A 26,461-nucleotide genomic window follows, 5' to 3' on the forward strand; every position below is an offset into this window, starting at 1 on the left:
ACGCAGAGCAGAAACTCGGCGTAGGGCAAGGGCCTAACCCAATGGAGTGTTCCGTAAGGCAGTTGCCCAAACCGCACCTGGCCGATCCAAGACGCCCGCTGGCGGGCTGGCTCCTCGGACGAAGTCCGCAGCATCTCGAGCACCTCGTCGATACTCGAGAAATGGATCTGCCGGAGCACCCCGCTGTCGGGGTATCGTTCCACAAACCCTTCGAACAGCAGGTTTAGCTCCGTCGCCTGCACTTCGCTGAGTTGGCCCTCTTGGCTGCTGCTCGCCATGAGCGCTCCGAGGGCACTGCCGACGACCGCTTCGGAATCGTCGAACTCTCCGGCGATCCACAACAGCCTGTCGGCACCCCCGGACGGAGCGTCGGAGGCGTAATAAAGGCCGACAGCCAGCAGCGCCATCTGCTCGTCGGCAGGGCGAAGATCATGCTCGACCAAGTACCCCCACGCCTCCAGGTACCGGGCCTGCTGGTGCATCGCGGACACGACCGCCCACCGCGCCTTGGAATGGTCGGAGAACTCGTCGGCGAGCGCTTGGCCGTACTGCTCCATTTTCGGCCAGTCCCTGAGCTGCTGGGCCACATCGACAAGAGCCTCCCGCAGACGCAACTCCTCAGCCGCAGACGGGTTGGCTGCAAGCGCGACGAGTGCTGTCTCCTCGGCCCGCTGCAACTCCCCGACTTCGATGAGCAGCACTACCGCAGACACATACAGCTTCGGCTCAGACAGGGCTTCTGCCGACTCAAGCAGCGTCTCGTACGCTTCCTCGGTCCGTCCTTGGCCGTGGAGGGCGGCAGCGAGCAGGCCGACGTGGGCTGCAGACCGGCAGCGGTAGGGCCCCAAGAGTGCTATCGCGGCATCCAAGTCGCCCCGGTGGTACGCCGCCGAAGCTCTGATTCCGTCGACTTGCTCCTCGTTTCCGGCCGAGACGGCCGACAGAGCATTTTCGTCGGTCTCTCCCAGCATCGCCAGCCCCTCTAGGGCCATCAAAATGGCTCTCTCTCCTGTGGCCTGCTCGAGGGCTTGGCGCATCAACTCGACTGCGCCCGGCTCGCCGCGGCTGCGCGTTTGCAGCGCTCTGATCAGTGTGCTCTCGGAACTGTCAATTCGATCCAAGGCCGACTCGTCGATCTCGTCTCCTCGCCCGAGCAGCAGCAGCGCATGGGCCAAACACCGCGCTGCTTCGCCGTCCTCAGCTTCTCGGGGTGTCGCCTCGCCCTCCGGCTGCGGTGTCGCGATGTTGACGATTCTTTGCGGCTGGTTGAGCATGTGGTAGGCGTTCGCGGCCACTGCGACCGCCTCGGCTGACGGACCGTCCCACTTCCGGTATTCGTCGCGGGCCCGGATCGCGTTCCGCGCCGCCGATGCGGGAAGGTCACGTCGGAACGCCTCCCCCTGGGCCCAGGCCAGCCCCAACTGAAGCCGGGCGAGCGACAGGTGCAGTTGCGCCCTGTCTGGGAACCGCCGCACAGCATCTCGCATCGCGCTGATTGCCAGTTCTAAGCTGTTGCTGCTCGAGTGCGCCATCGCGAGCATCTGTGTTCCCATGACGGCCAACCCGGGGTCTTGCGAGTCGACTGCGCCAGAACCTCGGAGTTCGGCGATAGCGGACTCCGAGTCGCCGCCGATCAGCGCCCGGGCCGCGCCTGCCAGCAGATATTCCTGCGCTGCTTCGAGCATCTCGGCTGCCCTGTCCGCTTCGCCGTCACCGTGGGCCAATAGGGCCTCTGTTACCCGGTAATAGCCTTCTCTCGGCGACCCCCTCTCGATGGCTCGGCGCCGCATCTCCCATGCTCCGGGCAGGTGGTGGGCGGCCACGAAGTCAGCGATCGCCTCCCACGCAAGACAATCGGCATCCCACAGCCATTCGGGAGGGGCTTCGGCCATGTGGGCAAGCACCCCCGGTGTCCGCGCGGCCGTGCTATTGAGCTCAGCAGCCACGCGGCCCGCGGTCTCAGGGGACACGTCCCGCAGAGCCGAGAGCCGGGTCCGGCACGTCGGCGGAAGCGCCGAAAGCACTGCTTCCCACTTGTCGACACTCGGCGAGACCACATGCGGAATCTCGGGGACCAGGCCCATCTCCGCGGCCTGGCGTCCCACATCGTCAGCGGTCTGATGACCGGCTCCGTCGCTGACCCACCCCTTGACGATGCCGACTCCGGTCATCACAGCCCCGTCGTCGGCGCGAAAGCCCGCCAGTCTCATCAGCGGCTTCGCTTGGCGGCGGAGGTCCAACTCAGAACCGGTGTGCTTCCACCGCACGAACCGCAAGAAGTCGGCCAACTCCGCGGTGCTGATGCCCAAGTGTCCCGCCCAGGCATCCCGCTCCAAGCCGACCTTGCTCCCAGGGCCCTGCTCCAGCATCTGGTCGACCGCGATCCTGTCGTTTCTCAGGTCGCGCAGATCCAGGAGCGGGTTGTCGTGGTCGAAGCCCTTGTGAGTCAAGAACTCCAATGAGAACTGCCTGTCGGTCGAAGAACGGGAGCAATATGTGTCATAGAAGTGTTGAAGGGGGCTCTTGCCATTGGGCCGCGCCGCGGTGAGCAGCATCTGCCGGTCGACGATCTGGGCCGCATAGTTGGAGCTCTTGGCCTGAATGTAGATGTCGCCGCCGACCCTGCGGCGCACGACAACGTCGTCGAACGCCCCGCCCTCTGCGTCCTCGACGGCGACGCTGGCAATCGCGGAGTTCGACAGCATCTCGCATGCCCACAGCCACCCGACCACATGCTGGTAATCGTCTCCGCGGATCGGCGCCGCACGCGCTGGAAGCGTCACGACCGCCCTCCGGTCCGCGGTAGCGGCCGAAGTTGGAAGGGCGTCGGATGGTAGCTAGTCGAGACCGGGGAATCCCTGGTGCCTCGCGCAAGGCCTCGGAGTGAGTGATCGAGAGTCTGGCGGATCAATTGCTCGCCGTAGTTCTCGGCGACTCGCGTTGCGCGGTCGAGTTGCTGCTCGCTGATGAACTCTCCGTGGTCGTCGTGATGGCCGCGGCACACACACCAGAGCAGCAGGTCGTCGGGTAGGTCCTCCCAGTCTTCGACGTGAACGCGGAAGAGCTGCCGACACTCGGGGCTTTGACGGCCAATGTACCCCTCCTCGTCCGGGCTGATCCTGACTGCCAGGTTCATCGTGTTGTACATGTCACGATCTCCGAGGTTCACGTCACTGCCGAGCTGGCAACTCGGGTCGCTCCTATGTCGAACGTGTGTATCACATCACAACGATAGCACCGCGATGTGACAGTAGTGTGTGACGCCACCGCTCAGTCGATCCAGTCACCGGCGTTTGATGATCTGCCTCACCAGCGACCACGTGCAGGCTCCCAAGGGCGGCGACACACCTCAGCCGGCGCGAATCCCAGTGAGGGTCGTTGATTTCCAAGATTGTCGTGCGCTCACTTCGGTGCCGTAGATCTCGGCGTCGGAGGCGCGCTACGGGTCTCCGATCTCAAGACCGCGAGCAGCCGCCACACCGTCGCGCTTGATGAGGCCACCGTCGCCGAGTTGCGGCACCACCGGCGCCAGCAACTCGAACAGCAGATGGCCACCGGCGTGCGGAGCGGGGAGGATTACGTGTTCGCGCAGCCTGACGGCTCTCCGCCCAACCCGCACCGCATCACCGACACGTTCATCCGCGCAGTGAAGCAGCTCGACGTTCCCCGTATCCGGTTCCACGACCTGCGCCACACCCACACCACCATCCTGCTGCAGCACAACGTGCACCCCAAGGTGGTCAGCGAGCGTCTCGGGCACTCCAACGTGGCGCTGACGATGAACATCTACCAGCACGTCATGCCGGCCATGCAAGCCGCCGCCGCGGATGCGTTCGGCGCGGCCGTCTTCGGTTAGCGCATCCTGCACACCCTGCACTTGCGGGCGACTCGGCTCGCCGCGACTGCTCCAGGCCGTGGATTCCGCGAGACGCCCGAGCACACCTGCAGGGGACCCGGCCCCCCCCAGGAGAGGCTCTACTCAATGACAGCGCGTTGGGTCCGAATCGAGCGCAACAGCCAAACACATTGGTCGCCTCGAACGCGCGGAGACGTGCCAACTCGGCCTGGGGGATATCCCTGCGTATCGGGCCGTCCGTTAGAAGATCCGTTGGAAGTTTCGAGTCTGGAGGCGCCGACACGACGATGCGCCATTCCTAAAATCGCTCTGACCAGTGACTTTACCTGCCTTCGTACCCCCCCTGGGTACGGGCAAATCGCCAGAATACGGCTCTGAACAGGAGAAACGGTGAGATCGTCAGGTCCGGTTATTACTATCGATATGTGATGGCTCCGGCCCACGCTCGGCGCGTCTCAGTCGGTGGCGAACTCGGGAAAGTAGGTGTCGTAGAACCCTCGGTGTGATCGCGGGACAGTCAGGGTGCACCTCGCAGCGCGGGGGAACTGCCGGTGTCAGAAGTCGCCGAGGTACAGGTGCCTAATACGGGCCGGATTCTCACGGAGCGCCAGAGAGTCCGATTCGAACGCAACCCTTCCGGTCTCGAGAACGAGAACTCGTTGGCACAACCTGATGGCCACTTCGACGTTCTGCTCGATCACCATGAGTGCTGTTCCACCCGCCACGGCATCACTCAGAACCGGTACGAGCGCAGCGATCGCAGCGGGTGCCAAGCCCAGAGACATCTCGTCGATCACGAGCATCTTCGGCCGCGCCAGTAGTGCCTGTGCGATGGCGAGCATCTGCTGTTCGCCACCCGAGAGTGCGTCTGCGGCAACACCCGCCCGGGCGCTGAGGGGCGGAAACAGCCGATACTGCGCCGCAATGGCGTCAGCGACGGCTCGGCGAGGCATCATTGTTGCAGCCGCTTGTAAGTTGTCGTCGACGGTCAGGCCCGGGAGGACTCGGTGGCCCTCGCGGACGGTGGCAAGGCCGAGCCGACGCCGGTCGTGGGGCGACAAGGTAGACACATCCTGGCCACCGAACTGCAGCGATCCCTCGCACTCGACCACGCCGGCGATGGCGTCGGCGAGGCTCGACTTTCCGGACCCGTTCCGTCCCAGGATTGCCAGCGACTCGCCGGCTGCCACTCTTGTCGTGACACCATCGACGGCGACTTGGTTGCCGTGCCGTACGGTTAGCTTCTCGGCGGCCAGTAGCGGATCACTCATCGTCGTCAATTCCCAGGTACGCCGCACGCACGCGGTCGTTCTGTAGAACCACTTCCGGGCGACCAGTTGCCAACAGTTCACCGAAATTGAGCGCGATCGCGTAGTCGCAGATCGAGCGGACGAGATTCAGATCATGTGCGACCACCACGACCGTCGTCCCGATGCGCCTGGGCAATTCGGCAACGACCGATCGCAATAGCGTCACCTCCCCCGCGGCCAGACCCGCGGTCGGCTCGTCCAGCAATAGGGCACGAGGCCGACTGGTGATGGCACGTGCAAGTTCGATCTGGCGGCGTTGCAGACCGGTCAGCTCGCCGGTTGCGGTGTCGGGCGAGCCGTTGAAACGGCAAATCTCCAACGCCTCGCCGGCGAGGAGGCGGGCCCGCTGGCGGTGGTGGTCCAACCCGGCACGGACGTTCTCAAGCGCGGTGATCGAGTCGGGCAACTGTATGTGCTGGAATGTGCGGCCCACCCCCAGCCGCGCTCGGCGATCGGATCGAAGCCGGATCATGCTCATTCCGTCGAGCCGAACATCACCGGCGGCTGGGCGTACGAAGCCGCTCACGACGTTCAGCAAGGTCGTCTTTCCCGCGCCATTTGGGCCGATGACGCCGTTGATTCGTCCCGCGAACTCAGCGGTGAGAGACCGCACCGGCGTGACGCCGCCGAGCGACACCGTCAGCTTGTCGAACGTGATGGTGGTCATGGAGCCCTGCCGGCGGTGCGTCGCTGGAAGATTCCTGCGAGCTGTCCGGAGATCCCGGACGGGGCGAAGAGGAGCGTGTGGAGCAGGAGCACCCCGAAGATGACGAGCGTCAGGTTGCCGTCGATGTCGAGTTCAGAGAACAGAGCAGGCGCGCCCTTCATGAGTAGCCCGGCGACAATGGGCGACCACCAGCGTGTCCCGGACGCGATCACGATGGCGCACAGCACGATGGAATCAATGGCGCGGAACGACGCCGGGTCCAGATGTCGCGTGCTACCCGCCAAGAGCGCACCGGCGATGCCCGCGAAGACACCGGCGATCATGAATGCCGCAGTCTTGGTTTGGATGACGTTGATGCCGACCGATGAAGCTGACGCGTCGCTGGCGGAGACCGTGGCCAGAGCCCGACCGAAGCGGCTCCATCGCAAGAACAGGCCCGCAACCAGGCACACGATGAGGATCAGGGCGACGAGGCGGGCGTATGCAGGATCGGATTGCGCGAACGATGGGCGCCGCATGGGCACCCGTCCTCCCTCCGAGACCCTCCCGAGAATGCCCCCACCGCCGTCGGGGAATCCGGTAGCGGGCAGGACCGCCTGCACGGCGCCGGCGATCATCAACGTGACCACGGTAAGCATCAGTCCCCGAAGCCGGATGGCGGGAAGACCCACGATTCCGGCAACCACGGCGGTGACGGCTGTCGCGATCACCACCACCATCAGGAACGGAAGATCGGTTCCATGTGACACGCGGAGCGCCACCCAGCCCCCGACACCCATGAGCGCTACTTGCGCCAGGGACGCCTCACCCAGCTGTCCGTACAAGATGGTCACACCCAGCGCCGCGATGGCAAAGACGAGTGACGCCGTGTAGGCCTTGGTCCAGAATGCGTTGAGAAGCGACGGGACGATCACTGCCAGAGTTGCGACTGCTGTCGGCGCCAGCAGTGCACCGGGTCTTTTTCGAAGCCATGTGTGACTGTCGCCATGCGAATGGACAGCGGCAACCGACCGGACCAGGGCGTAGGCGCGTCGTCGACACGCGATCGCGGCGATCGCCACGACGAAGGGGGCAGCGGCGCGGTAGGGGCCGACATCGAACGGCGTGGCGATGGCCTCTACCAATCCGATCAGGATCCCACCCACGAGCGCACCGACTTGCGACCGGAAGAGTCCCACCGCCGCGGCGGCCACTGCGGGGATCACCAGGAGGGTGAGAACACCGGGATCGAGTCGAACGAGGTTGGCGAGCAACAATCCCGAACTCCCGGCCAGAAACCCGCCGATCGCCCACGCGACCAGATCGCTGCGCCGGGTGCTTATGCCCAGCAGAGAACTGGCGGTCCTGTCCGCGGCGGCTGCCCGAAGCATCAGCCCGACGCGGCTCCTGGCGAGCACCAGACCGAGCCCGGCGACGATCGCGGCCGCGAAGCTGGCCGCCAACAGCCGCGTGCCGGTCACCCGAACACCCAGGATCTCCACCGACGTGCCGTCGGTCGGCAGTCGCAGTGTCCGTAGGTCGATGGGCCAGTACCAGGAGGTCAGACCGAGCAGGATCAGTGCCAGCGCGAGTGTCCCAGCCGCAGAGACAACCGGGTCGCGGTAGCCAAGACGGGGCGAGACAACCAAGCCGTAGCAGATGCTCAGTCCCACGCTGACGATGAGAGATACAACGACACCGACCACGCTGACGCGTCCGGCCTCGCCGATCTGCCAGGCCAGCATCGCAGCCAGTGCCCCGATAGCACCATGGGCCAGGTTCAGCACGCCCGTCGACCGGTACAGGACGACGAGACTCACACCCGAGAGCGCGTACACGCTCCCGAGTGCCAGGCCCGTGACGACGAACGGGCCCAGGTCTGGCATCGGCTATGGGCGTCGGCAGGGAACCTTTGCTGTCGAGCGGCTATCCCCCGAGACCGAGTTCGCGCTCGAGCGCGAGCGTGTCTTCGAGGTCAGGGTCGTTGACCTCGAAGCAATCCGCGCTCTGAACCCAGGCTCCATCGACGATGCTGGCTATGCGTCCCGCGTGATTGGACTTGTGCTCGTCGCCAGGCCCGAAGTAGTAGCTCCCGCAGAGCAGATCGGAGTCGTAGCGCGTGATGGAGCGCAAGGCCTCTGTCACGGCGTCGCGGTCGTCAAGTTCGTCATCGGTGAGGCCGAGGACGGTCTCTGTGAAGATCTTCGCGGCCAGGAACCCCGACTGGGAGAAAGTGTCCCGAGGCTGGTCGGGGCTTCCGTAGGCGTCGAGAACAGCCAACCAGAGGAGGTTGTCCGGCCCGGTGCTGTCCACGGTCGCCAACTCGATCTGGGCATCGAAACGCCCGTTCCAGTACGGTCCCACCAAGTCCGGGAAGGCGGCGTCGTAAAGCGATGTACCGGCCATCCAGTGAATGTCCGCAGCGAGATCCTGCTGTTCCGCTGCTTGGAGGATGGCCACCCCCAGCGGTAGAGGCTCGATCACAACGATGGCATCGGGACCCTTCGCGGCAGCCTCGAGAACGATGGACGTCGGATCCGCCGTGTCGATGGGATGGGTTACGACCTCGGCGGCGATGCCCTCTGCGGCTCCCCATTCGGCGATGCCGTCACAGGCCCATTCGCCCAGGTTGGGAATGGCGAACGTGATGCACACGACGTGCTCGATGCCGTAGGCGTCAACACCGTACTGAGCCGCTCCAATGAGGCTGATACGAGGCCCGGCATTGACCGGAGCGATATTGGCCGACTCGAAGCACTCGCGCGGGGCACCGGTACCCGCGATCACCACCACGTTGTTCTCGGCGTAGTAGGCACCGTTCACTCCACACTCCAGGAAACTCGTCGATGCCACCATGGCCACCACGCCCTCGTCCTCAACCAGCCGAGCCGCCGCTCCCGCAGCCTGTTCGGGGTTGGTCCCGTCGTCCTCGACCAAGTATTGGATGGGACGTCCGTTGATGCCTCCGTTGTCGTTGACGCAGTCGAAGTAGGCAGCCGCGGACCGAGATGCCGATGAGAAATCAGCGGCACCGGTGATGGTGACCACCGCGCCGACCTTGATGGGCTCGCCCGTGGCGGCCTGACCTGTCGCCAGCCCGCACCCAAGGCCATCGGGCGCTGCGGGTTCAGCGGCGACAGGATCGTCTTCTTCGGTCGCGGCGGTCTCCGCCGCGACATCAGCCTCTTCATCGCTGGGCGTCTCGACAACCTCTTCGCTGTCCGATTCCTCGGTGGCTGGTTCGGCCTCGGTGGTTGCTTCGACCGCGGCGGCTGGTTCGGCCTCGGTCGTTGGTTCGGCCTCGGTAGTCGCTTCGACCTCGGTGGCCGCACGATCCGGAGCCGGGCCTTCGTCGTCGTCGCTGCAGGCCATCGCGAGGATGCTGAGTGCGGCCACGATCGCGAGGGCACAGCGCAACGGATGTCTTCCCAGCGCACGACGAACTCGTGGCCGGACGTATGTCGACGTGGTGAGATCCCCCATTTGTTCCTCCTAAGGTGGCGCGGGCTGAGCGCACCGCGATGAGTCGAATCTAGATTCCGGGCATGATGCCGGGTAGTGCCGAACGAAGGCTGAGACATACCACGCTCGATATGTCTCCGTTGGATGGCTGCGTCCGCGGCTGCCTGCCGGAGCGGGATTCGGGCGGCGGTCTGTGTCGCTGCCGGTCTCGTGCCGTTCAGAGTTCAGGCCGTTCGGCGCCCGAGGAGGTCCGGCGCCGGTGCGGGATCACGGGTTCGGGAGCTTGACCCAGCCTTCGGGTGGTTCCTTGCCGGGGTGGATCGTTCCGCACTGTGGGCAGGTGCGCAGTGCCTCGTCCCGGTAGAACTGTTGGAATAGTGGCGGCAGGTCGTCCACGATGCTGGTGAGCATGACCTCGGTGCGGTGGACGAGCGCCTCGCAGTCGAAGCAGTACCACTCGAAGGCGTCCGCTGCATCCGGGGGACGCTTCGGCTCGATGACGAGTCCGACCGATCCGGGCTGGGGGCGCTGGGGGGAGTGGCGCACGTGTGGCGGCAGGAGGAGTATCTCGCCCTGGCGGATCGGGAGGTCGCAGTGCACGCCATCCTCGATGATCTTCAGAACCATGTCGCCCTCGAGTTGGTAGAAGAACTCCTCGACGGGATCGTCGTGGAAGTCGGTGCGGCGGTTGGGTCCGCCGACGACGGTGACCATGAGGTCGGCGTCCTCCCAGATCTGGCGGTTGCCCACCGGCGGCTTGAGCAGATCGCGGTGCTCCTCGATCCACGCCTGGAAGTTGAACGTTCTGAGCCGCGTCGGGTTCGTCATGTCAATCCCCTAGTGGTGTCCGGACTGCGATTGCGCTCTCACACCTGGAGTCCGCATTGTTCGAAGGCCTCCCGTGTGGCCGTCCTCTCGGCGTCGGTGAGTTCCAGGAGCGGCGGGCGGACACGGCCGCCGACCTGGCCGAGCAGGTCCAGCCAGTATTTCTGGTGGGCGTGCGGCTTCTCGGGGGGCTTGGTCCGCTTCAGGGCCTCCCGCACCGGTTGCAGGCTCTCGCTGATGCGGCGCGCCCCGGCGGCGTCGCCGGCCAGCGCCGCCTGCGTGTAGTCGTGCATGCGTCGTTCCACCGCCGTCTGCATCAAGTACGGGGGTGACGAGCACAGGTACAGCCTCCAGTCGAGTTCGAGGATGTTGTCGAGCCACTCGTCCTCCGAGGCGGTGCTCACGGCGATGCGGTCGGAGGCCAACGCGGTGAGTTCGGCGTACAGCGGGCGCGGCACGCTGTACTTGATGGCCACCACGTTGTCCAGGTCGGCCAGCTGGTTGCCGAGCTGCGGTGACATGACATAGCCGCTGTCGGGATGGCTCCACAGGGCGATGCCGATGTCGACGGCCTGCGAGATCGTCTCGTAGTACCCGTAGACGGTCTCGTCGTGTTCGGTCACGAAGTGCAGCGTCGGCGCGTGGACGACGATGTAGTCCGCCCCGGCATCCTGGGCGTGCCGGGCCAACTCCAGGACGACGTCCAGGTTCTGGTCCGAGCAGGACATCATGGTCTGCGCGCGCCCGCAGGTGGCCTCCACGGCGAGTTCCAGGCTGCGCTTGCGCTCCTCGATGCTCATCGAGAAGAACTCGCCCTGCTTGCCGGAGACGAAGAGCCCGGCGATGCCCAGGTCCTCGGTCCAGTGACGGACATTGGCCCTGAAGCCGTCCTCGTCCAGCCGCAGATCGTCCGTGAACGGCATCAGCGCCGCCGCCCAGATGCCCGTCAGGTTGGCCCGGGCGTAGTCCTTGGCGTCGGCTCTGGCGTAGTTCATGTGGCGGCGGCCGATCCCCTTCGGGTTAGACGATCTCGATGCTGTGGGAGACGTTCTTGACGACCATGTAGTTGTGCAGACCCTCCACGCCGCCCTCGCGGCCGTAGCCGCTGGACTTCACGCCGCCGAAGGGCGTCTCGGGCACCGACGCCTCCAGCGTGTTGATGGAGAGGTTCCCCGCCTCCACCCGCTCGACCATGCGATCCACGTAGTCGGCACGGTTGGTGAAGCCGTAGGCGGCCAGCCCGTAGGGCACCGAGTTGGCGCACTCGATGGCCTCGTCCAGCGACCCCACCCGGTTCACCGCCGCCAAAGGCCCGAACGGCTCCACCTGCATGACCCGCGCATCGGCGGGCACCTCGGCCAGCACGGTGGGCTGGAAGAAATAGCCGCAGGTTCCGATCCTCTCCCCGCCGGTGGTGACGGTGGCTCCCCTGCCGCGCGCATCCGCCACGAGCTCGGTCAGCGCCGCCACCCGGCGGTCGTTGGCCAGCGGGCCCATCTCGACGCCGGGCTCCATGCCGTCGCCGACCACCGTCGCCGCAGCGCGCTCGGTGAACACGTCGAGGAACTCCTCGAAGACGCTGTCATGCACGAAGAACCGTGTCGGCGACGTGCACACCTGCCCGGCGTTGCGCATCTTGCGCACCGCCGAGCTGACCGCCGCGGCCTTCACATCGGTGTCCTCGCAGACGATCACCGGCGCGTGCCCGCCGAGCTCCATCAGCACCGGCGTCATCGCCTCGGCGGCCAGGCCGGTGAGGTGTCGCCCCACCGCCGTCGAACCGGTGAAGGCGACCAGCAGGATCACCTCGTGGGGGATTAGGTACTCCGAGATCTCCGACGGCACGCCGAACACCAGGTTCAGCACGCCCGGCGGCAGGCCCGCATCGTGGAACGCCCGGGCGATGTGCATGGCGCCCGCCGGCGTCTCCTCGGACGCCTTGAGGATGATGGAGCATCCCGCCGCCACCGCACCCGCCACCTTGCGCGCCGGCTGGCTCATCGGGAAGTTCCACGGCGAGAACGCCGCCACCGGGCCGATGGGCTGCTGATGCACGACGTAGTTGATGCCCGACCCACTCGGGATGACCCGCCCGTAGGCGCGCACCACCTCGCCGGCGTCCCACTCGAAGAACTCACAGCCCCGGATGACCTCCAGGCGGGCCTGCCGGTAGGGCTTGCCGTGCTCGAGGGTGATGTCGCGGGCGATCTCGTCCTGGCGCTCTCGCATGAGCGCCGCGGCCACCCGCAGGATGTCAGCGCGATCCTTGGGGGCGGTTTCGCTCCAGACCTCGAAGCCCTTGGCGGCCGCCTCCAGGGCATCGTCCAGGTCCTGCCGCCCGGCGCAGGAGAGCCGGCCGATGACCTGCTCGGTGGCCGGGTTTACCACCGGCAGATCATCCGCCGTCGTGCGCCACGACCCGCCGATGAAGAGCCCGACATCCGGATAATTGGTCATGCCGGCCGCCTCAATTCCGGACCTGGAAGGCCACCAGAAGAGTCTGCGCTCGTCTGTGTATCGGGAACCGAGGATCTCCGGCCGTTGGCAGGTCAACGCGCATGGCTTGAATCTAAGTCGCTGCCCGACGGAACTCGAATGCCGATTCTCCCCGGCTCCATACCAGAAGCGGTAATAGTCGCAGTGTCGCCGATCAGACCTCGGGACGCGTGCTGGCCGCGGCCCGCAGTCCATCGATCACGGCATGGGCGCTGGAAGGGAGTTCAGCGCCCAACCGGGTGATGATGCCAACCGGGACCGAGGTGCCTTCGATGTTCACCTGGAGCGACAGCAACGCGTCGCGCTCGAGATCATCGGAGAAAATGCCGGCCGGGACGACAGCCAAGTGCTCACCTCGCAGCACTAGTGCTCGCACAGGTACAGGAGCGACACACTCGATGACCTGGCCGGGAATTCGACCGCATTCCCGAATGAATGCGGTCTCGATCTGTTGGCGCAGCGACGTGTCTCTCGGAGGAAGGATCCAGGCGTCGTCGACCAGCCTGGCCAGGCCGCCCCGGTGTCCGGAGCGCGGATGGTTCGGCGTGCAGACGACGTGCACCTCGTCGTCATACAGCGCCTCGACTTCCACGCCTGGCATAGAGGCGAGCGGGGTGACCCGTCCTACGACAAAGTCGATCTGACCGGACATGAGGTCCTCGTGGAGCCGATCCGGGGTCCCCTCGGAGATCGCAACCCGCAAGGATGGGAGCCGTTGAGTGACATCGAATACCGCGTTGGGAAGGATGTCTGCGGTCCCGGCTAGGAGCGTACCCACTCGCACCTCTCCGCTGCCCCCTTTGACGATCTCGTCGGCGTGCCGGAGCAGCGAGCCCACCTCAGAGGCCACAAGTCGCATCTGATAGATGAGAGGAGCACCCTCGCCCGTGACGGTCATACCCTTCGGCCCTCGTTCGAACAGTCGGACACCGAGGATCCGTTCGAGTTCAGCCAACGTGCGCGACACAGCCGGCTGCGTCAGATACAGAACTGCGCCGGCCTCGCGGATCGATCCACGGTGGGCAATCGTCGCGGCCACGACCAGGTGCCGGAGCCGGATCGGTCTCGAGAGCAACTCAGCAGGGCGCATACGATGATGATATCGATATGTGCCAACCCGACTTACTGTTGTTCCTGCGAAGTCGGATCCTAGGACCAGTGCCCTTCAGTCTCGGCCGGCCTCGATGATCTTCGCCGCGAGCAGAGCTGGACTCGAGAACAGCGCCTCGTGGCCGCCGGGCATCTGCACGATGCGGGCCAGACCCAGTCGAGCACTGAAGCGAGGATGCCAGGCGAACTCGCCGTGAGGCATAGCAATGTCCTCGGTGCAATTGAGGTAGGACTTCGCGATTGGCAGGTCCCAGAACCGCTTCAGGCTCAGCTTGTCCGACAGTGTCCTGCGCGGGTGGGGGCTGGTGAGTTCGTAGGTTCGCCGAGCCTCAGCCGCATCCATGTCGTTGCAGAAAACCTCGCGCCATACGACAAAGGGCAGAACGCAAGACCCGTCGCCTCGCTCGGCCGCACTGGCGTCCATCATGCCCTTGTAGTGAGGCGGGCTGACATCGTCGATCGACTCCCCGTCGAGCAGCACGAAGGCGTTCCAGTAGACGAGACGCCGGATCCGCTCTCCGATCGCCTCGGCGACAGCAGAGATGATCGTGCCGCCGTAGCTGTGACCAACGAGGATGATGTCGCTGAGACCCTCGTTCTCGATGTACGCCACGGCTGACGCAGTGGCTGTCGCGTGGTCGATTGTGCGGTCGATGTCCTCCTCGTGCCCGTTGCCGGCGAGCGTCGGAGTGTGAACAATGTGGCCTTCGGCTCGGATCCGTCCGGCGACGTCGGCCCAACCGGACCCGTCGTGCCATGCTCCATGGATGAGAACGTATGTATCGGCCATTGTGGGATCCCCTTGTCTGCAAGAGTGGCCCGCACCGCCGCGCGGCGCAGAATCAACGGGAACAATGATTGAGCCTTTCGACCCCTGGCGCCATTGCGATCCGAGTCGTCCGACTTATCCCTTCTGGTATGGCTACGTCTTGGATGGTGGGCGGTGTGTGCCCCGTAGCAGAGCACGACGCCGCTGTTGGAACGAGACCTCTGATCGGAAACCGTGCGTGACGCTTGGGCAGCGTCCCGCCGCGTGGTGGGGTCTTGAGGTAGCTGGGAGGGTCCACCTGCCGATGGCCCTTTCTGATACTGCCACGGCGCAGCCGTGGGAGGCCTTCCGCGCCGGTGGCGGCGCGAGCTTGGTCCGCGAGGCGGTGGAGCTGGTGCTCCAGGAGATGATTGAGGCTGAGGCCGCCGAGGTGATCGGCGCGGGGCGAAATGAGCGCACAGACGCGCGGGTGACGGTGCGCAACGGACTGGTGTGCCCCGGGGAGACTCAATCCGTCAGAAGCTTCGAGTCTGGAGGCGCCGACTCGACGATGCGCCGTTCTTCAAATCGCTCTGACCAGGGGCTTTGCCTACCTTCGTACCCCCCCTGGGACTTGAACCCAGAACCTGCGGATTAAGAGTCCGTTGCTCTGCCAATTGAGCTAGAGGGGCGTGCCGCGGCCCGGCCGGGGCCGGGTTCGGTGGCGGTTGACCGAGGGGATTTGAACCCCCGACCTCCGGGACCACAACCCGGCGCTCTAACCAACTGAGCTACGGTCAACAGGGGCATCCATCATAAGGCCCCGCCGACCCTCCGCCACGATCTGGGGGGCGATGGGACACCGGGGTGCCGCACTGGATTCCGGCCTGCGCCGGAATGACGGATGAAGCGGTTCGCGGGACCGGCCGGCCCGCTCCTAGAACTGCAGCGGGCAGATGGGTTCGTCGAAGCGCCAGCCTTTGGCGGCAAGGGTATCCAGCACGGTGTCCAGGGCCGTCAGGGTGTCGGCGCCGGTGTGCTCGTGCAGGATCAGGATCGAGCCGTTCTGCATCTTGAGCATGCTCCGGGTGAGTGCCTCGACCCCCGGGAATTCCCAGTCCCGCGGGTCCGGCTCACCCCAGTGCAGAATCTCGAACCCCTCGTCGCCGGCCCATTCGGCGATGTCGTCGCTGAGAATGCCGAACGGGGTGCGCAGGCAATTCGTGCCGAGTTCGCCGAACAGCTCGGCGCTGGCGCGCAGTTCCCGGCGGAACAGTTCTTCGCTCTCGAGCGCCGCCCTCTCATGAGACCACAGGTGGCTGCCGATGGTGTGCCCGCGGGCGACGATCTCCTCGACGATATGGAAGTTCAACTCGGCGTGTACTCCCGAGGGGAAGAATGTGGCGCGCGCCCCGTGCCGGTCGAGCAGGTCGAGGGTCGGCCGCGTCCAGCGGCTGCTCGGCCCGTCGTCGAAGGTCAGATAGAACCGCGGCGCACCCGCCTCGCCGGGGGGTCCCCGGCGGATGATTCGGGCCGGCCGCCCCAGGGGCTCGGCGACGTGTCCCGCCACGAAGGGAACCGACTCGGCGAGTGCGAGTTCCTCCTCGGTGAGTCCTTGGTGCAACTCTTCCTCGAACCGCAGCCAGTAGCAGTTCTCGCCGGCGCGGTAGAGGGTGAAGAACGGGTCCGAGGGATTGGGGCAGATCGTGGGGATGACGCCTCCGAGGGCGGCGTCCACGGCGCTCGCCTCCGGATCGGCCGATGCCGCCGAGGCCTCGTTCCCGCCGGCGGCATCGGGGGAACTCGTTGCCGCCGGGTCCTCGTCGCCGGGCGGATCACGCTCGCCGGCCTCCTCGGGAGGTGAGGCCGCCTCGGCGAGGTCCTCTTCCACCACGGCGGTAACTCTGGGCGGTCCGTCGGTCGGTTCGGGCTCCTCGACTGCGGTGATCGGCTGGACCGTCGACGGATCGGAGGCCGGCTCGTCGCCGGGTCCGTCCAGGGAGGCACTCGCCGGAGGTACCGAGGCCGAACTCATCGCCACCGCCAGAGCACCGACCACGGCGAGCACGGCCAGGGCGGCAAGCGTCGGGCGCCACCTCATCTGCCGTCGTCCCGCGCCGCGGCGCCGGCCGCGGAGGCGGGGCCCACGATCGCCGAGGCGCACAGACCGGCCTCGTTCACGAACCACATCCGCAGCGTGCCGTCGGCGTCGACGAACACCGGCGTGTGGAGAGTCTGGCCCGCGCTGACCGCCGCTCGGTGCTCGATCTCGGCGCGATAGGGGGCATCCAGGCCGCGTGTCGCCGCTTCCTCCAGCACCGCCGTCCAGTATGCGGCGTTGTTGACGTGACCGAGGACGTCGAGGTCGCACCAGCGGGGTACCCACCGCAGTGCGCCGTCGCCGGCCGGCGCGGGGGCATGGAGCAGTCCGGCGCCCACCCGGCGGCCGGCCGCGGAGGGCCCGAAGACAGATTCGAACTCGGGGGTGAGGCGGTGCGGTATGCCTGTGGCAGGGTCGAGGTGCACCCACAGCGCCGCTGCGTCGATCTGCGCACCACGGGCACCGCGCAGCTGCGTCGATCGCTCGGCCCAGCGGCTCCCGGTGCCCGAGCACCAGGTCGTGAGCGTCACGGACTCGTTGAAGAGGGCGGGAGTGCGCACCGCCACGAGGAGTCTGCGAAGCACCCACGCCCGGTCGTCGCCGAACCCGGCGTCGAGGTAGTCGTTGGTGGCAACGTCCTGGAGTTGGCAGGCGAGGGCGTCGAGTCGCAGCCACCCGTCGGGGCCCGCCTCGTCGAGCCGCACGCGACGCGCCTCGCTGAAACGCCGACCGGTCTCCGGCAGCGGTTGCAGGCTGCCCGCTCCGACGACTCTGGGCACGGATCGGACAGTAACACCGGCACCCATCCGCGCAATGCAACCCCGCCGCCGGAGCGGAAGGCCGTTAGCCTCCGGAGCCGGCGGTCGGGCGGAGTGATCGACGCTCCGGACCGGGACGTCCACAGGAGGCGGAAGATCATGGCCGGAACAGGGTCCGAGGCGAAGGGAACGGCCGGCGCCGTGGTGGATCTGCCGCACCGGGTGGTGGTGGAGGGTCTCGCCTTCCCCGAAGGGCCCGTGGCTCTCGCGGACGGTTCGGTCCTGGTCGTCGAGGTGCGCGGTCCGAGGGTCACCAGGATCGGCCCCGACGGATCCCGCGAGACGGTGGCCGCCTGGGACCGCGTCACGACCGCCGGACCCAACGGCCTGGCGATCGGCCCCGACGGAGCGGCCTACGTGGCCAACAACGGCGGCTTCGCCTGGTACGAGAAGGGCGGCATCTGGCTGCCGTCGGCGCCGGGAACAGGCGCTGGGCAGAGCCCCGAATACATCACCGGCAGCATCGACCGCCTGGATCTCGACACGGGTGAGTTGAGGGTCCTGTACACGGCGTGCGGCGGTCACCGCCTGTGCGGCCCCAACGATCTGGTCTTCGACGCCTCCGGCGGCATGTGGTTCACCGATCACGGCAAGGTGCGGGCGCACGATGAGGACCGGGTGGGCGTTTTCTACGCCACGATCGACGGCTCGTTCGCCCGCCGGGCGATCTTCGGGCTGCCCGGCCCCAACGGCATCGGCCTGTCGCCCGACGGCACGGTTCTGTACGTGGCCGAGACGCCCACGGGGCGGCTCTGGGCCTGGGACATCGCCGGCCCCGGCAGGGTGGACCACCGGAGCAAGCGCTGCCTCGCCAACACGCTGGGGCACTTCGACTCCCTGGCGGTCGAGGCCGACGGCACGGTCGTCGTGGCCGCGCTCGGCGAGGGGCTGTGCGTGGTGCGCCCCGACGGGGAGATCAGCTACGTACCGGTCCCGGGGCCGCTGGCGACCAACGTCTGCTGGGGTGGGGAAGACCTCCAGACTGCCTACGTCACAGAGGCCGCAGCAGGTCTGCTGCTGGCGTACGAATGGCCCCGGCCGGGTCTCCGGTTGGCGTACAACCGCTAGACGGCGTCGGTGCCCTCCTCGCCCGTGCGGATCCGGACGATGCGGTCCACCTCGGTCACCCAGATCTTGCCGTCGCCGATCTTGCCGGTGCGCGCCGCCTCCACGATGGCCTTGACGGTGGCGTCGAGGTCCTTGTCGTCCACCACGATGTCCATGCGCGACTTCGGGGTGAAGGAGATCTGGTACTCGGTCCCCCGGTAGGTCTCGGTGTGACCTCCCTGGCGCCCGTAGCCCTGCGCCTCCGAGACGGTCATGCCGTGGATGCCCACGGTGTTGAGCGCAGCCTTGACGATGTCCACGTGGTGGGGCTTGATCACTGCGGTGATCAGTTTCATTGCGCACCTCCTGAGTGCCCAGTGCGGCCCGGCGGTCGCCGGGGTCCTGTCCGGACCCGCCGCGCTGAACGCTTCCCGTCGTCGTGACGGAACGCCGCAGTCCCGTTCGACGACGGCGACAGCGTAGCGGCTTGACAAACTGTGCCACGGGCGCGCCGGGGCCTGTCGTGGGAGATCCGAGCAACGGGAGGTGAAGGGGAATGTACGTCGCGCTGGACCTGCGAACCGAGCGGAGGCGGCTAGTGGAAGCCGACGACTTCGACCGGTTCCACATCGAGGCCGACGGCGACCGCCACGACGTGCTGCGGGCGCTCGGCGCCGAGGCGCGCCTCGGGCGGACCCATCACCTGTGGTGGTCGATCGATGCGGTGCGGCGGCTGGCGCCGGCGGATCGGGAGCCGGGCTGGGACAAGCGGTTCGACGCCATGATGGCGTGGGCGGCGACGCAGGGATGGATCGACGAGGCCGGCACGCACGTCCAGGTCCACATCGAACGCCCCGGCGGCGGCATCGTCACGACGATGTGAGCGGCGCGCCCGGTCGATTCCGGATGGCGACGGCTCTGGCGATGGCGGCTGCCAAGCGGGCGTTGTTCACGACGAGTTCCACGTTGGCGTCCACCGAGCGGCCCGCCGTGGCCTCGTCGATCGCGTCGAGGACATACGGCGTGACTTCCCCGCCGCTGATGCCGGCGGCCTCGGCACGCGCCAGAGCCTCCGAGACGGCGGTGTCGATGACGGCGTTCGGCACGGCCGCGGCTTGCGGGGGAGGCACCGTGAACAGCACTCCCGTGCGGCCCATGGCCTCGACGATGGCGGCTGCCTCGGTGGCGGAGTCCACGCGGTAGGGGAGTTCCAGGCCGCTGCCGCGACTCCAGAAAGCCGGCAATTCATCGCACCCGTAGCCGACCACCGGCACCCCGAGCGTCTCGAGGCGCTCCAGGGTCTGGGGAAGGTCCAGGAATGCCTTGGCGCCGGCGCACACCGTCGCCACCGGGTAGTGCGCGAGTGCTTCCAGGTCGGAACTCACGTCGCCGGTCTGGGCGCTGTCGCGGTGGACGCCGCCGATGCCCCCGGTGGCGAAGATCCCGATGCCGGCCGCGTGGGCCAGCGCGAGCGACCCCGACACGGTGGTGGCACCCGCCGGCCACCGCTCGGCGATCGCCACGGGCAGGTCTCGTTCGGCCATCTTCTCCTCGCAGGCGAGGATCGCGGTGTAGCCGTCGGCGTCGAGACCCACGCGGGGCACGCCGTCCAGTAGAGCGGTCACCGCCGGCGTGACGTTCTGGGACTCGATGGCCTCGAGGCAGCGCTCGAGGGCCTCGGCGTTGCGTCCCGGCGGCAGCCCGAGGTGCGAGTACACGGTGGACTCCAGTGCCACCACGGGGCGCCCGGCCGCCAGCGCCTCGGCCACGCGGGGATGGATGACCGGCGATCTCACGTTGCCGTCCCCGATTCACCGGCACCGGCTGGCGCTTCCACCTCCGCATCTGCCAGCGCCCGCAGGTGGTGCGCCGCGGCCGCCTGGCCGGCCGCGGTCGCCTCCAACCAGCTGCTTCCGGTGAGGCGGGCCGCCAGCAGGCCGCCGGCGAAGCTGTCACCGGCACCGGTGGTGTCCGGCACCCGCTCCAGCGGCGGCGGCGTGAGGGCCTCGCCGTCGAAACCCGCGCCGTACAGGCGCGTCGGGTGCGGCCCGTCCTTGATGACAACGAGGTCGGCGAGTTGGCGGTAGCCGCCCGTGGCTGCCAGCAGGTCCGCCTCACCGGCGTCGCACAGCAGCAGGTCGGGGCCGATGCCGCCGAGGGTATCCCTGAAGCCCTCGACGCCGGAATCGGCGATGGCACCCACCGAGCAGGCGTCCACGCTGAGAATCCCGCCGGCGTCACGCACCGCCGCGATCATGTGGTGCGCCGCCGACGCCAGGGGATCCTCCAGCAGCGAGTAGCCGGCCACGTGCAGGACGGCGAGACCCTCCAGCCATGCCGCCTCGTACCCGTCGAGTTCGGCGCAGGCCCCCCGGTCGGTGAGCATGGTGCGCTCGCCGTCGGCGCCCGCGAGCACGACGACGGTGCCGGTGCGCCCGCCGCGCCGCACGCAGGGCTCCACATCGGCGGCGACCAGTTCCTCCAGCAGGCGGTCGCCCAGGGTGTCGGCGCCGACCTGCCCGAAGAAGCGCACCCGCCCCGGACCGAGCGCCCGCGCAGCAGACACCGCGGCGTTCGCCGCGCTGCCCCCCCGGCGCCGCAGGATGACGCACGGTGTGTCGGTGTCGGCGCGCACACCGCTGCGGCGGTGCACGACCACGTCCTCGAGCAGGTCGCCGAGGAAGCCGACCTGCGGCAGCAGCAGGGCCATTCAGCGCAGCGTCGCGCAGAGCGAGTCCATGAATGCCTCGGGAGGTACGTGGGTCACCACCGATGCGTTCGGGGCCTTCCCGGTCACGCCGAGGTGGTCGACGATGGTCTGGCCCCGCGCCGGGCCGTCGCCGGCCACGACCTCCACGTAGCGGTCCTCCGTCTCGGCGATCGACGGGTCGAGGGCCACGGCCATCGCCAGCGGATCGGGCAGGTCGAAGCCGCGGATGCCGAGCATCCCCTCCACGAACTCGGTGAGCGTGGCCTGGATGTCGCAGACGAAATCGGAGTACGGGGTGCCGATCGCCCGGAGCCGCGCCTCCCCGTCGGGGTCGACGAAGGCGCAGGTCCAGGACACGTCCCAACCGACCATCGTGATCGGCATGCCGGATTCGAACACGATCCGGGCCGCCTCGGGGTCGACGTAGATGTTGAACTCCGCCGCCGGAGTGATGTTGCCGGGCAGCCGTCCGGTGCCGCCCATGATGTAGCAGTGCTTCACGGCGCCGGCCAGTTCGGGTTCACGCAGCAGGGCCGTGCCCAGGTTGGACAGCGGCCCCAGGGTCACCAGGGTGATCTCGCCGGGAGATCCGCAGATGGTCTCCACCAGCACGTCCACTGCGTGACCGTCGGCGGGAGTGCGCCCCGTGAGATCGAGGCCGATGTCGCCCAGCCCGTCGGCGCCGTGCACGATCTCGGCGGTCACCGGCTCCCCGAAGATGGGTCGGGCCAGCCCGGCGTGCACCGGCGCCGGCGAGCCGCACAACTCGGTGGTGTAGAGGGCGTTCTGGACGCAGCGGTCCAGGGGCACGTTTCCGGCCACGATCGTCAGAGCCTCGACGCGCACGTCGGGCGTCCGCAACGCCATCACGAGCGCCACGGCGTCGTCGGAGGCCGTGTCGGTGTCGATCAGGAATCGGCGCATGGCACCCTCCTCGCTGTCGGGGCTGCTCAGCCTGTGCCCAGCGCTGCGTAGCCCGGCTTGATCACGTCGTCGATCAGCGCCAGCCGCTCGTCGAAGGGGATGAACGAACTCTTCATGGCGTTGATGGTGAGCCAGCGCAGGTCGGCCATCGTCCAGCCGAAGGCCTCGGTGCAGAGACGCATCTCCTTGCTGAGGCCGGTGTCGCTCATGAGCCGGTTGTCGGTGTTGATGGTCACGCGGAAGCGCAGGCGGCGCAGCAGGTCGATGGGGTGCTCGGCGATGGAGGGCGCCAGCGCGGTGTGCACGTTCGAGCTGGGGCACAACTCCAAGGGGATGCGACGGTCCCGCACGTAGGCGGCCAGCGGCCCCAGCCGCGGCGGCGCCTCCGGGTCGCCGGCATCGGTCTCGATGTCCTCGACGATTCGCACGCCGTGGCCGAGACGTTCGGTGCCGCAGTACTGCACCGCCTCCCAGATCGACGGCAGGCCGAAACCCTCCCCGGCGTGGATCGTGAAATGGAAGTTGGCCCGCTGCAGGTACTGGAAGGCGGCGATGTGCCGGGTCGGCGGATGGCCCGCCTCGGCCCCGGCGATGTCGAAACCGACCACGCCGTCGTGGCGGTGGCGCACCGCCAACTCGGCGACCTCGGTGGCGTGCGCCGCATGGCGCATTGCACACAGCAGGCCCACGACCCTGATGCTGCGCCCCCGGCTGCCGGCGGCGAAGCCACTCAGCGCGCTGCGCACCACCTCGTCCATGTCCAGGCCCCGCTCGGTGTGCAACTCGGGGGCGAAGCGCACCTCTGCGTACACCACGCCGTCGGCGGCGAGGTCCTCGGCGCACTCCGCGGCCACGCGGGCGATGGCGTCGGGGGTCTGCATGACGCCGACGGTGTGGACGAAGGTCTCCAGGTACGACTCGAGACTCCGGCCCGAGGCGGCCCGGGTCATCCAGCGTCCCAGCTCGAGCGGATCGCTTGTCGGAAGCCCCTCGTAGCCCGTCTCAGCGGCCAACTCCACGATCGTGGCGGGCCGGAGCCCGCCGTCCAGGTGGTCGTGAAGCAGCGCCTTGGGAGCTCGCCGGATGTCTTCGAGGGATGGGACCGCGGCGCTCACGCACGCCCGCCGGCGGTGACGCGGTCCAGCACCAGGGGCCGCCGCGGGCCGGCCTCGGCCACGACATCGAATCCGCCCTCCAGGGCGGCGAGCGCGCCCGGCAGCAGCGACTCGTCGTCGGTGTGCAACTCCAGCAGCGGCTCGCCGGCGCGCACCGGCTCACCCTCGGCGGCCCGGCAGACCACGCCTGCCGTGGGGCTCACCGGGTCCTCCTTGCGGGCGCGTCCCGCCCCGAGACGCCAGGCGGCGATGCCCAACGCCAAGGCGTCGAGGCGGCCAAGCATGCCATCGGCCGGCGCGTTCACCGTCTCCACCACCGGCGCCCACGGCAGCTCGGCGTCCGGGTCGCCGCCCTGGGCGGCGATCATGGCTCGCCAGACGTCCATGGCGGCCCCCGAGGCCAGGACCTCGGCAGGGTCGGCGTCCAGGCTCGCCAACTCGACCATCTCGCGGGCGAGGGCCAGGGTCACCTCCACGAAGTCGGCGGGCCCGCCCCCTGCCAGGGTCTCGACCGACTCGCGCACCTCCAGGGCGTTTCCCGCGGTCCGCCCCAGCACCGTGTCCATGCCCGTCAGGAGCGCGGCGGTGCGCACGCCGTGGGACTCTCCCAGGTCGACCATGGCCTCGGCCAGTTGGCGGGCCTGCGGATGGGTCTTCATGAAAGCGCCCGACCCCACCTTCACGTCCAGGACCAGGGCGCCGGTGCCCTCGGCGATCTTCTTGCTCATGATGGAGCTGGCGATGAGCGGGATCGACGGCACCGTGCCGGTGACATCTCGCAGGGCGTAGATGCGCCGGTCGGCCGGTGCCAGGCCCGCCCCGGCAGCACAGATCACCGCGCCCACGTCGCCGAGTTGGGCCAGGATCTCGCTGTTCGACAGGGCGGCGCGCCAGCCGGCGATGGCCTCCAGCTTGTCCAGGGTGCCCCCGCTGTGGCCCAGTCCCCGGCCCGAGAGCTGCGGCACCGCCGCCCCGCATGCCGCCATCAGCGGCGCCAGCACGAGGGAGACCTTGTCGCCGACGCCGCCCGTTGAGTGCTTGTCGACCGTGGGGCGGTCGAGGCCCGAGAGGTCCAGACGCTCCCCGGAGTCGATCATGGCCTGGGTCCAAGCAGCCAACTCGTCGGGCGCCATCGCCTGGAAGTAGATGGCCATGAGCAGGGCCGACGCTTGCTCGTCGGGGATCCGCCCGGTCGTGTAGCCGTCGATGAACCAGGCGATCTCGGTCGGTCCCAGCGCGCGCCCGTCCCTCTTGGCGCAGATGAGGTCGACGACGGAGAAGTCGCTCACAGGTCGCCGGGCGGCGCTCGGTCGGGCCGCGAGCATTGCTTGTCCTTCGTGGCGCAGATGAGGTCGACGACGGAGAAGTCGCTCATAGATCCTGGGGACCGAAGGCGTCGGGCAGCAGATCCGCCAGCGTCACGTCGCGGTTGATCACCAGATCGGGCCCGCCCACCTCGTAGAGGACCTGCCGGCAGCGCCCGCAGGGCTTACCCGCCGGCAGGTCGTCGACGTCGTAGCCGCCGACCACCGCCACTGCCACCAGCCGCCCGCCGCCGGTGGTGTGCAGCGCGCACACGAGTGAGCACTCGGCGCACAACCCCAGCCCGTAGGAGGCGTTCTCGGCGTTGCAGCCCACGAGGATCCGCCCGTCGTCGACCAGTCCGGCGGCGCCCACGTGATACCGGGAGTAGGGGCAGTAGGCGTTTCCGGCCACCTCGCGGGCACGCCGGAAGAGGTCGTCCCAGTCCGCCTCGGCGGCGGTCACCGCGGCGGAGCCCGCGCTCACTGCTGCTGGCCGCGCCGGTAGCGCATGCCGTCGGCGGCGGGCATGCGCAGCTTCGAGGTGTAGAAGAGCAGCACCAGCAGCACCGTGATGTAGGGCAGCGCCTGCGGGAACTGCTTGGGCACCGTCTCGGTGGCGTAGTGCCACACCGCGAAGCCGCCGGCGGCGATGGCCAGCCCGGCTGCGGCCCGGTACCGGCGGCGGACGAGGAACACCAGTGCCATGAGGCCGAGAGCCAGCACGACCATCAGCAACAGCCCGTGCACCGCGGGCCGGTCTCGCAACTGCAGCGTGTCGGTGAAGCCGAACAGCAGCCCGCCGAGGGCGGCGCCCACGGGCCGCCAGTTGCCGAAGATGGTGGTGGCCAGGCCGATGAAGCCCCGGCCGGCGGTCTGGCCCTCCCGGTAGATCCCGGTCAGCTCGATCACCAGGAAGGCGCCGCCGTAGCCGGCGAAGGCGCCCGACAGCACCACGCCGTAGTACTTGTAGCGGTAGACGTCCACGCCGAGGCTGTCGGCGGCGATGGGGTGCTCGCCGCAGCTGCGCAGGCGCAGCCCCCACGAGGTGCGCCACAGCAGCCAGACCGAGATGGGCACGGTGGCGTAGGCGATGAGCGTCAGCCACGACACGTTCCAGAGGAAGCCGCGGAGAATGCCGGCGGCGTCGGAGATCCAGAACCAGTTCCAGCTCTCGATACGGCCGAGGGCATCGGCGGTGCCCGCCCCGCCGGCGAGGAAGGGAATGCTGAACGAGTCGACGTCCTCGACGCGCGGCGACTGCGTGATGCCCCCGCCGGGGCGCCCCTGGAAGATCTTGTCGGACAGGAAGCGCGTGATTCCGGGCGCCATCACCAGGATGGCCGCGCCGGAGATGATGTGGTCGACGCCGAAGCTGACCGTTGCGATGGCGTGGAGCAGCCCGCCGACGGCCCCGCCGGCGGCGCCGATGAGCACGCCCCACCACGGCCCGAACTCCAGGGCGCCCCAGGCCCCGAACCAGGTGCCGAGGACGAGCATGCCCTCCAAACCGATGTTCACGACTCCCGCCCGCTCGGCGAAGATCCCGCCCATTGCGGGCATCAGAATCGGCACCGCGTAGGCAAGAGCGATGGACCACGTCGTGCTGAAGGAGAGTTGATCGGTGGCCGGCCGGGCGAACTGCTCGGTCAGGGCGATGAGCGCTACCCCGATGACGATGATGACGGCGGACCGCAGGCGCCGCCGGTACTGCCGCTCCTGCTGCGTGGTGGGGGGCCGCGGGTACCAACTCGGCGGCCCCGCCCAGCGCTTGAAGGGCTGCCAGGAAGCCGGCCGGTCGCCGCTGGGGGGAGCGTCGGGGGAGCTGCTCATGGCGAGGGTTGCCTGCCGGATCCGGTCGGGTCGACCCCGGCGACATCGGGCGCATCGGATGGCGCACCCGGGGGACGATCCGGCTCCGCCGGCCCCATGGCCAGCGAGGCGATGCGGGCCTCCTCGTCCTGGCGGCGCCGCTGCACCACCACGTAGGTG

General features: G+C 68.1%; 24 protein-coding genes and 2 tRNA genes. 5 read left to right on the forward strand and 21 right to left on the reverse strand.

Annotated elements, in window-relative coordinates:
- Nucleotides 1-2,887 precede the first annotated feature (2,887 nt).
- Both OXG55_09920 and OXG55_09925 read left to right on the forward strand, forming a co-directional pair.
- Entirely contained in the window at nucleotides 2,888-3,031 is a 144-nt protein-coding gene (locus OXG55_09920; protein MCY4103560.1) for a hypothetical protein, read from the forward strand.
- A 360-nt stretch (nucleotides 3,032-3,391) separates the two neighbouring features.
- Nucleotides 3,392-3,856 (forward strand): site-specific integrase, encoded by a 465-nt coding sequence (locus OXG55_09925; GenBank protein ID MCY4103561.1) that lies wholly within the window; start codon nucleotides 3,392-3,394, stop codon nucleotides 3,854-3,856.
- A 554-nt stretch (nucleotides 3,857-4,410) separates the two neighbouring features.
- Here the strand turns inward: OXG55_09925 and OXG55_09930 are convergent.
- The 9 genes from OXG55_09930 to OXG55_09970 all read right to left on the reverse strand — a co-directional run bounded on the left by OXG55_09930 (nucleotide 4,411) and on the right by OXG55_09970 (nucleotide 14,495).
- Nucleotides 4,411-5,127: an ATP-binding cassette domain-containing protein gene (locus OXG55_09930; protein ID MCY4103562.1), complete on the reverse strand. Its 717-nt coding sequence runs from the start codon at nucleotides 5,125-5,127 to the stop codon at nucleotides 4,411-4,413.
- Nucleotides 5,120-5,833, reverse strand: coding sequence for an ATP-binding cassette domain-containing protein (locus tag OXG55_09935; protein ID MCY4103563.1), 714 nt, complete (start codon nucleotides 5,831-5,833; stop codon nucleotides 5,120-5,122). The genes OXG55_09930 and OXG55_09935 overlap by 8 nt, the downstream gene beginning before the upstream one ends.
- Nucleotides 5,830-7,698 (reverse strand): ABC transporter permease, encoded by a 1,869-nt coding sequence (locus OXG55_09940; GenBank protein ID MCY4103564.1) that lies wholly within the window; start codon nucleotides 7,696-7,698, stop codon nucleotides 5,830-5,832. Before OXG55_09940 ends, OXG55_09935 begins: the two co-directional genes overlap by 4 nt.
- 40 nt (nucleotides 7,699-7,738) lie before the next feature.
- Entirely contained in the window at nucleotides 7,739-9,208 is a 1,470-nt protein-coding gene (locus OXG55_09945) for an ABC transporter substrate-binding protein (protein MCY4103565.1), read from the reverse strand.
- 333 nt (nucleotides 9,209-9,541) lie between these two features.
- Nucleotides 9,542-10,102, reverse strand: coding sequence for a 3-hydroxyanthranilate 3,4-dioxygenase (locus OXG55_09950; protein ID MCY4103566.1), 561 nt, complete (start codon nucleotides 10,100-10,102; stop codon nucleotides 9,542-9,544).
- Between the two features lie 38 nt (nucleotides 10,103-10,140).
- The gene (locus OXG55_09955; protein ID MCY4103567.1) at nucleotides 10,141-11,094 is read right to left on the reverse strand and encodes a dihydrodipicolinate synthase family protein; all 954 of its coding nucleotides are present in this window, start codon (nucleotides 11,092-11,094) and stop codon (nucleotides 10,141-10,143) included.
- A gap of 25 nt (nucleotides 11,095-11,119) precedes the next feature.
- The gene (locus OXG55_09960; protein MCY4103568.1) at nucleotides 11,120-12,556 is read right to left on the reverse strand and encodes an NAD-dependent succinate-semialdehyde dehydrogenase; all 1,437 of its coding nucleotides are present in this window, start codon (nucleotides 12,554-12,556) and stop codon (nucleotides 11,120-11,122) included.
- 193 nt (nucleotides 12,557-12,749) lie between these two features.
- Nucleotides 12,750-13,685, reverse strand: a complete 936-nt coding sequence (locus tag OXG55_09965; protein MCY4103569.1) for a LysR substrate-binding domain-containing protein — start codon at nucleotides 13,683-13,685, stop codon at nucleotides 12,750-12,752.
- 75 nt (nucleotides 13,686-13,760) lie between these two features.
- Nucleotides 13,761-14,495 carry an alpha/beta hydrolase gene (locus OXG55_09970; GenBank protein MCY4103570.1) on the reverse strand — a complete coding sequence of 245 codons (735 nt, stop codon included), beginning with the start codon at nucleotides 14,493-14,495 and terminating at the stop codon, nucleotides 13,761-13,763.
- A 283-nt stretch (nucleotides 14,496-14,778) separates the two neighbouring features.
- Here OXG55_09970 and OXG55_09975 point away from each other — a divergent pair, with 283 nt between their 5' ends.
- Nucleotides 14,779-15,111, forward strand: coding sequence for a transposase (locus OXG55_09975; GenBank protein MCY4103571.1), 333 nt, complete (start codon nucleotides 14,779-14,781; stop codon nucleotides 15,109-15,111).
- Here the strand turns inward: OXG55_09975 and OXG55_09980 are convergent.
- From OXG55_09980 to OXG55_09995, 4 genes are all read right to left on the reverse strand, one after another.
- Nucleotides 15,073-15,145, reverse strand: a tRNA-Lys gene (locus OXG55_09980). The two genes, OXG55_09975 and OXG55_09980, sit on opposite strands and share 39 nt — an antisense overlap.
- A gap of 35 nt (nucleotides 15,146-15,180) precedes the next feature.
- Nucleotides 15,181-15,254, reverse strand: a tRNA-His gene (locus OXG55_09985).
- Nucleotides 15,255-15,390: 136 nt separating this feature from the next.
- Nucleotides 15,391-16,554, reverse strand: a complete 1,164-nt coding sequence (locus OXG55_09990) for a polysaccharide deacetylase family protein (GenBank protein ID MCY4103572.1) — start codon at nucleotides 16,552-16,554, stop codon at nucleotides 15,391-15,393.
- Nucleotides 16,551-17,333, reverse strand: coding sequence for a thioesterase (locus OXG55_09995; protein MCY4103573.1), 783 nt, complete (start codon nucleotides 17,331-17,333; stop codon nucleotides 16,551-16,553). Before OXG55_09995 ends, OXG55_09990 begins: the two co-directional genes overlap by 4 nt.
- A gap of 138 nt (nucleotides 17,334-17,471) precedes the next feature.
- Between OXG55_09995 and OXG55_10000 the strand changes: the two genes are divergently transcribed.
- Nucleotides 17,472-18,440: an SMP-30/gluconolactonase/LRE family protein gene (locus OXG55_10000; protein MCY4103574.1), complete on the forward strand. Its 969-nt coding sequence runs from the start codon at nucleotides 17,472-17,474 to the stop codon at nucleotides 18,438-18,440.
- On the opposite strand, the gene OXG55_10005 is transcribed toward OXG55_10000, so the two are convergent.
- Complete coding sequence (locus tag OXG55_10005; GenBank protein ID MCY4103575.1) at nucleotides 18,437-18,775, reverse strand: P-II family nitrogen regulator; 339 nt, start codon at nucleotides 18,773-18,775, stop codon at nucleotides 18,437-18,439. The two genes, OXG55_10000 and OXG55_10005, sit on opposite strands and share 4 nt — an antisense overlap.
- A 200-nt stretch (nucleotides 18,776-18,975) precedes the next feature.
- Between OXG55_10005 and OXG55_10010 the strand changes: the two genes are divergently transcribed.
- Nucleotides 18,976-19,302 (forward strand): hypothetical protein, encoded by a 327-nt coding sequence (locus tag OXG55_10010; GenBank protein MCY4103576.1) that lies wholly within the window; start codon nucleotides 18,976-18,978, stop codon nucleotides 19,300-19,302.
- Here the strand turns inward: OXG55_10010 and OXG55_10015 are convergent.
- From OXG55_10015 to OXG55_10045, 7 genes are all read right to left on the reverse strand, one after another.
- Complete coding sequence (locus OXG55_10015; GenBank protein MCY4103577.1) at nucleotides 19,289-20,215, reverse strand: pseudouridine-5'-phosphate glycosidase; 927 nt, start codon at nucleotides 20,213-20,215, stop codon at nucleotides 19,289-19,291. The genes OXG55_10010 and OXG55_10015 overlap by 14 nt on opposite strands.
- Complete coding sequence (locus OXG55_10020) at nucleotides 20,212-21,129, reverse strand: PfkB family carbohydrate kinase (GenBank protein ID MCY4103578.1); 918 nt, start codon at nucleotides 21,127-21,129, stop codon at nucleotides 20,212-20,214. Before OXG55_10020 ends, OXG55_10015 begins: the two co-directional genes overlap by 4 nt.
- Nucleotides 21,130-22,053, reverse strand: coding sequence for a nucleoside hydrolase (locus OXG55_10025; GenBank protein MCY4103579.1), 924 nt, complete (start codon nucleotides 22,051-22,053; stop codon nucleotides 21,130-21,132).
- Between the two features lie 26 nt (nucleotides 22,054-22,079).
- Nucleotides 22,080-23,168, reverse strand: coding sequence for an adenosine deaminase (locus OXG55_10030; protein MCY4103580.1), 1,089 nt, complete (start codon nucleotides 23,166-23,168; stop codon nucleotides 22,080-22,082).
- Entirely contained in the window at nucleotides 23,165-24,457 is a 1,293-nt protein-coding gene (locus tag OXG55_10035; GenBank protein MCY4103581.1) for a thymidine phosphorylase, read from the reverse strand. The genes OXG55_10030 and OXG55_10035 overlap by 4 nt, the downstream gene beginning before the upstream one ends.
- 82 nt (nucleotides 24,458-24,539) lie before the next feature.
- Nucleotides 24,540-24,956, reverse strand: a complete 417-nt coding sequence (locus OXG55_10040) for a cytidine deaminase (protein MCY4103582.1) — start codon at nucleotides 24,954-24,956, stop codon at nucleotides 24,540-24,542.
- A complete protein-coding gene (locus tag OXG55_10045; GenBank protein MCY4103583.1) occupies nucleotides 24,953-26,302 on the reverse strand; it encodes an ABC transporter permease in 1,350 nt (449 codons plus the stop codon). Before OXG55_10045 ends, OXG55_10040 begins: the two co-directional genes overlap by 4 nt.
- Between the last annotated feature and the right edge of the window lie 159 nt (nucleotides 26,303-26,461).

Source organism: bacterium, assembly GCA_026708055.1.
Lineage (GTDB): Bacteria > Actinomycetota > Acidimicrobiia > Acidimicrobiales > CATQHL01 > VXNF01.

Coding starts and splice junctions, on each gene's coding strand:
- OXG55_09930 (MCY4103562.1), bottom strand. CDS start 5,127: ATGAGTGATCCGCTACTGGCCGCCGAGAAGCTAACCGTACGGCACGGC.
- OXG55_09935 (MCY4103563.1), bottom strand. CDS start 5,833: ATGACCACCATCACGTTCGACAAGCTGACGGTGTCGCTCGGCGGCGTC.
- OXG55_09940 (MCY4103564.1), bottom strand. CDS start 7,698: ATGCCAGACCTGGGCCCGTTCGTCGTCACGGGCCTGGCACTCGGGAGC.
- OXG55_09950 (MCY4103566.1), bottom strand. CDS start 10,102: ATGACGAACCCGACGCGGCTCAGAACGTTCAACTTCCAGGCGTGGATC.
- OXG55_09955 (MCY4103567.1), bottom strand. CDS start 11,094: ATGAACTACGCCAGAGCCGACGCCAAGGACTACGCCCGGGCCAACCTG.
- OXG55_09960 (MCY4103568.1), bottom strand. CDS start 12,556: ATGACCAATTATCCGGATGTCGGGCTCTTCATCGGCGGGTCGTGGCGC.
- OXG55_09965 (MCY4103569.1), bottom strand. CDS start 13,685: ATGCGCCCTGCTGAGTTGCTCTCGAGACCGATCCGGCTCCGGCACCTG.
- OXG55_09970 (MCY4103570.1), bottom strand. CDS start 14,495: ATGGCCGATACATACGTTCTCATCCATGGAGCATGGCACGACGGGTCC.
- OXG55_09975 (MCY4103571.1), top strand. CDS start 14,779: ATGGCCCTTTCTGATACTGCCACGGCGCAGCCGTGGGAGGCCTTCCGC.
- OXG55_09990 (MCY4103572.1), bottom strand. CDS start 16,554: ATGAGGTGGCGCCCGACGCTTGCCGCCCTGGCCGTGCTCGCCGTGGTC.
- OXG55_10000 (MCY4103574.1), top strand. CDS start 17,472: ATGGCCGGAACAGGGTCCGAGGCGAAGGGAACGGCCGGCGCCGTGGTG.
- OXG55_10005 (MCY4103575.1), bottom strand. CDS start 18,775: ATGAAACTGATCACCGCAGTGATCAAGCCCCACCACGTGGACATCGTC.
- OXG55_10010 (MCY4103576.1), top strand. CDS start 18,976: ATGTACGTCGCGCTGGACCTGCGAACCGAGCGGAGGCGGCTAGTGGAA.
- OXG55_10020 (MCY4103578.1), bottom strand. CDS start 21,129: ATGGCCCTGCTGCTGCCGCAGGTCGGCTTCCTCGGCGACCTGCTCGAG.
- OXG55_10025 (MCY4103579.1), bottom strand. CDS start 22,053: ATGCGCCGATTCCTGATCGACACCGACACGGCCTCCGACGACGCCGTG.
- OXG55_10045 (MCY4103583.1), bottom strand. CDS start 26,302: ATGAGCAGCTCCCCCGACGCTCCCCCCAGCGGCGACCGGCCGGCTTCC.